This is a genomic window from Kribbella sp., from assembly GCF_035655035.1.
Lineage (GTDB): Bacteria > Actinomycetota > Actinomycetes > Propionibacteriales > Kribbellaceae > Kribbella.
The window spans coordinates 1-3,722 of record NZ_DASRVN010000584.1 but is presented as its reverse complement, the minus strand read 5'-3'; the positions used below and the strand labels follow the sequence as shown (position 1 = coordinate 3,722).

5 protein-coding genes are annotated in these 3,722 nt (G+C 69.4%); 2 read left to right on the top strand and 3 right to left on the bottom strand.

Annotated elements, in window-relative coordinates:
• The 3 genes from VFF46_RS31025 to VFF46_RS31015 form a co-directional block, all read right to left on the bottom strand.
• Positions 1–156 (bottom strand): ATP-binding cassette domain-containing protein (locus VFF46_RS31025; protein ID WP_325040787.1); only part of this gene is annotated, 156 nt, incomplete at its 3' end.
• Positions 157–374: 218 nt separating this feature from the next.
• Positions 375–1,046, bottom strand: a complete 672-nt coding sequence (locus VFF46_RS31020; protein ID WP_325040786.1) for a response regulator transcription factor — start codon at positions 1,044–1,046, stop codon at positions 375–377.
• A 72-nt stretch (positions 1,047–1,118) separates the two neighbouring features.
• Positions 1,119–2,399: a sensor histidine kinase gene (locus VFF46_RS31015; protein ID WP_325040785.1), complete on the bottom strand. Its 1,281-nt coding sequence runs from the start codon at positions 2,397–2,399 to the stop codon at positions 1,119–1,121.
• Between the two features lie 55 nt (positions 2,400–2,454).
• On the opposite strand from VFF46_RS31015, the gene lipA reads away from it, so the two are divergent.
• Together lipA and VFF46_RS31005 are read left to right on the top strand one after the other, a co-directional pair.
• Complete coding sequence (gene lipA, locus VFF46_RS31010) at positions 2,455–3,393, top strand: lipoyl synthase (protein WP_325040784.1); 939 nt, start codon at positions 2,455–2,457, stop codon at positions 3,391–3,393.
• A 2-nt stretch (positions 3,394–3,395) separates the two neighbouring features.
• The coding region (locus VFF46_RS31005) for a DUF4191 family protein (protein WP_325040783.1) at positions 3,396–3,722 on the top strand (327 nt) is incomplete at its 3' end.

Genomic DNA, 3,722 nt, shown 5'->3' with positions numbered 1-3,722 from the left:
CGCCAGGACGCCGAGGATGATCCGCATCGTCGTCGTCTTCCCGGCCCCGTTGGCCCCGACGAACCCGGTCATCCGTCCCGGTACGACGTCGAAGGTCACGTCGTCCAGCGCCAGATGATCACCGAACCGCCGGGTGAGTCCTTCCACCCTGAGCATGTGTCACCGTTCCCATCAAGGTCAGCCCCCAGCCGGGCTGGTCCGCCCGACGATGACAAAGCTAGTGAGAACTACCCTCCGTGCACGTCGCCCGCGAGGGTGATCGCCGGGGTCATCCGTGGGGCGGATCTGCAGGCCATCACAATCGGCGGCCGGCCGGCGTGCCTCGCGGGCATGGCGCTCCGCCGGCGGATTGTGATGGCCTGGCGATCCGCCGATCAGCTCGATGCGTCGTCGCCCGGGGTCACCAGGCCGCACTCGTACGCGAAGACGACCGCCTGGACGCGGTCGCGGAGGCCGAGTTTGAGCAGGACGCGGGAGACGTGGGTCTTGACCGTGGCCTCGCCGACGTACAACTGGGTGGCGATCTCGGTGTTGGTGAGGCCGCGGGCGATCAGCCCCAGGACCTCGCGTTCGCGTTCGGTCAGTTCGGCCAGCAGGTCCGGCCGGTACACGCGCTCGCCGCCGCCGGTGAACCGCTTTATCACCCGCCGGGTCACCTCCGGCGCCAGCAGCGCATGCCCGGAGTGCACGATCTGGATCGCCTCGACCAGGTCCTCGGGCGCGGTGTTCTTGAGCAGGAAGCCGCTCGCACCGGCCCCGAGCGACTCGAACAGGTAGTCGTCGCGGTCGAAGGTCGTCAGGATGACCACCTTCCCGGCGTCCTCGGACACGATCCGCTGGGTCGCGGTGATCCCGTCCATGCCGGGCATCTGGACGTCCATCAGTACGACGTCGGGCCGCAACGCCAGCGCCAGCTCGATCGCCTTCTCGCCGTCGGACGCCTCACCGACGACCTCGATCTCCGGCTCGACCGACAGAATCATCCGGAACCCGGCGCGGACCAGGTCCTGGTCGTCCACCAGCAGCACCCGCATCGGCAAACTCATCGTCGTCCTCGCTTCGCTCCGGGCGCCGACGAGGCACAAGTCAAGCTGTGCTGGATTGTGATCTCGCTTCGCTCAATCACCGGCAACAACTCCTAGAGGGCTCTTCAACGGGATGCGTACCCGGACCCGGAATCCTCCCACGGGCCGCGGGCCGATCTCGCTCTCGCCGCCGAGCAGCGCGACCCGCTCGCGGATCCCCACGTGGCCCAGCCGGCTGCCGACCGGCGCGTGCTTCGGGCGACCGTCGTCCAGGACCTCCAGCTCCACCGCGTCACCGAGGTAACGCAGCGTGAGGTGGGCGCTGCGCGCGGTCGAGTGCTTGCGGACGTTCGACAGCGCCTCCTGGGCGATCCGGTACACCGACACCGAGACCGTCTTCGGCAGCTCGGCGGGCGACCCGATCTGGTGGAACCCGACGTCCAGGCCGAGCCCGTTCGCCGCCGCGATCAGCGCCGGCAGCCGGTCCGCGCCCGCCTGCGGCGCCTTCGGGTCCGGCGTACCGACGTCGATGTCCGGATCCGCGGCGCGGAGCATGCCGAGCAGCTGGCGCATCTCGTTCACGGCGCTCCGGCTGGACTCCTCGATCACGTTCAGCGCGTTCTTCGCCGCGTCCGGGTCGGTGTCCATCACCCGGCGGGCGCCGCCGGCCTGGATGCCGATGCTGCTGATGTGGTGCGCGACCACGTCGTGCAGTTCGCGGGAGATCCGCAGCCGTTCGTCGATCACCGCACGCCGCGAGTTCGCCTCCTGCTGCGCGGCCAGCTCGGTCGCCTGCTGCTCGAGTTCGTACCGCTGCCGCGCGGTCGCCCACGCCGTACGGCCCCAGAAGTACGCGCCGAAGAAGTACAGCACGTTCAGCGAGAGCGCGATCAGCACGTTCGAGACGTACGGCGAGAACAGCGCGTGGTTCGGCCCTTCGAGCGCGTTGTTCCGCAGCGCGTGCACGAAGTTCAGCGTCAGCCAGCCGAACATCGCCACGAACACCAGCCCGACCGCGGCCTTCATCACCCGGCGGTCGCGGGCCCAGGCGACCGCCGCGTAGACCGCCATGAACATCGTCGACTGGGTGACCAGGTTGCCGGTGAACGCGAACGTCGCGCGCTCGCCGTTCACGATGAACAGCACCGCGACCGCCAGCAGGACCGGGATCGGCCAGCGGCGCCGGAAGCACAGCGGCAGCGCCACCGCGGCGCTCAGCACGTACGGCTCGACGCCGCCGATCCCGAGGCTGACGTGCACCTGCGCCCCGCCGCGGGCCAGCTCGGTCCCGAACACCCCGGCGACCGCCATCCCGACCCCGAGCAGTACGTCGTACCGCTGCTCGCGCGCGGTCGGCGCCGGACGTGTCCACATTCTCCTCAGCCTACGGGTGGAACGGCGCCGGAACGCGGCGCGTACCCTTGGACGCGTGACGATCGCCCCAGAAGGACGGAAACTGCTCAGGCTCGAGGTGCGCAACGCGGAGACCCCGATCGAGCGCAAACCCGAGTGGATCAAGACCCGCGCCAAGATGGGCCCGGAGTACCAGGCGCTGCAGAAGCTCGTGAAGTCCGAGCAGCTGCACACGGTGTGCCAGGAAGCCGGCTGCCCGAACATCTTCGAGTGCTGGGAGGACCGCGAGGCGACCTTCCTGATCGGCGGTGATCAGTGCACCCGGCGCTGTGACTTCTGCCAGATCGACACCGGCAAGCCGGAGGAGCTGGACCGCGACGAGCCGCGCCGGGTGGCCGAGTCGGTGCGGACCATGGGCCTGCGGTACGCGACCGTGACCGGCGTCGCCCGCGACGACCTGGACGACGGCGGCGCCTGGCTGTACGCCGAGACCATCCGGCAGATCCACGAGCTCAACCCGGGCACCGGCGTCGAGATGCTCGCGCCCGACTTCAACGCCGTACCCGAGCAGCTGGCCGAGGTGTTCTCCTCCCGGCCGGAGGTGTTCGCGCACAACGTCGAGACCGTGCCGCGGATCTTCCGCCGGATCCGGCCCGGCTTCCGCTACGAGCGTTCGCTGGACGTCATCACCCAGGCCCGCGACTACGGCCTGGTCACCAAGTCGAACCTGATCCTCGGGATGGGCGAGACCCGCGACGAGGTCAGCCAGGCGCTCAAGGACCTGCACGCGGCGGGGTGCGAGATCATCACGATCACGCAGTACCTGCGGCCCTCGGTGCGACACCACCCGGTCGAGCGCTGGGTGCGGCCGGAGGAGTTCGTCGAGCTCGACGCCGAGGCGCAGGAGATCGGATTCGCCGGTGTCATGTCCGGTCCGCTGGTACGGTCCTCGTACCGCGCCGGACGGCTGTACCGTCAGGCCGTTGAGTCACGCATGAACAACCAGGACAGGTAAAGATGGCCAAGAACGACGCGCCCGAAGAGAAGACCAGCAGGCTGAAGCAGATCCTGCAGGCGTACCAGATGACCAGGAAGTCCGACCCGAAGGTCGGACTGGTGCTCGCCGGGATCTTCCTCGGCATCGTCGCGGTGTTCGTCGTGCTCGCGCTGGTGGTCGGGCCGCTGCTGGTCTGGCTGCCGCTGGGCGTGGCGATCGCGTTCCTGGCCACCACGATCATCTTCGGCCGCAAGGTCGAGAAGGCGGCGTACAGCCAGATCGAGGGCCAGGCCGGCGCGGCCGCGTCCGCGCTGCAGACGCTCCGCCGCGGCTGGAACGTGACACCC

Coding starts and splice junctions, on each gene's coding strand:
- VFF46_RS31020 (WP_325040786.1), bottom strand. CDS start 1,046: ATGAGTTTGCCGATGCGGGTGCTGCTGGTGGACGACCAGGACCTGGTC.
- VFF46_RS31015 (WP_325040785.1), bottom strand. CDS start 2,399: ATGTGGACACGTCCGGCGCCGACCGCGCGCGAGCAGCGGTACGACGTA.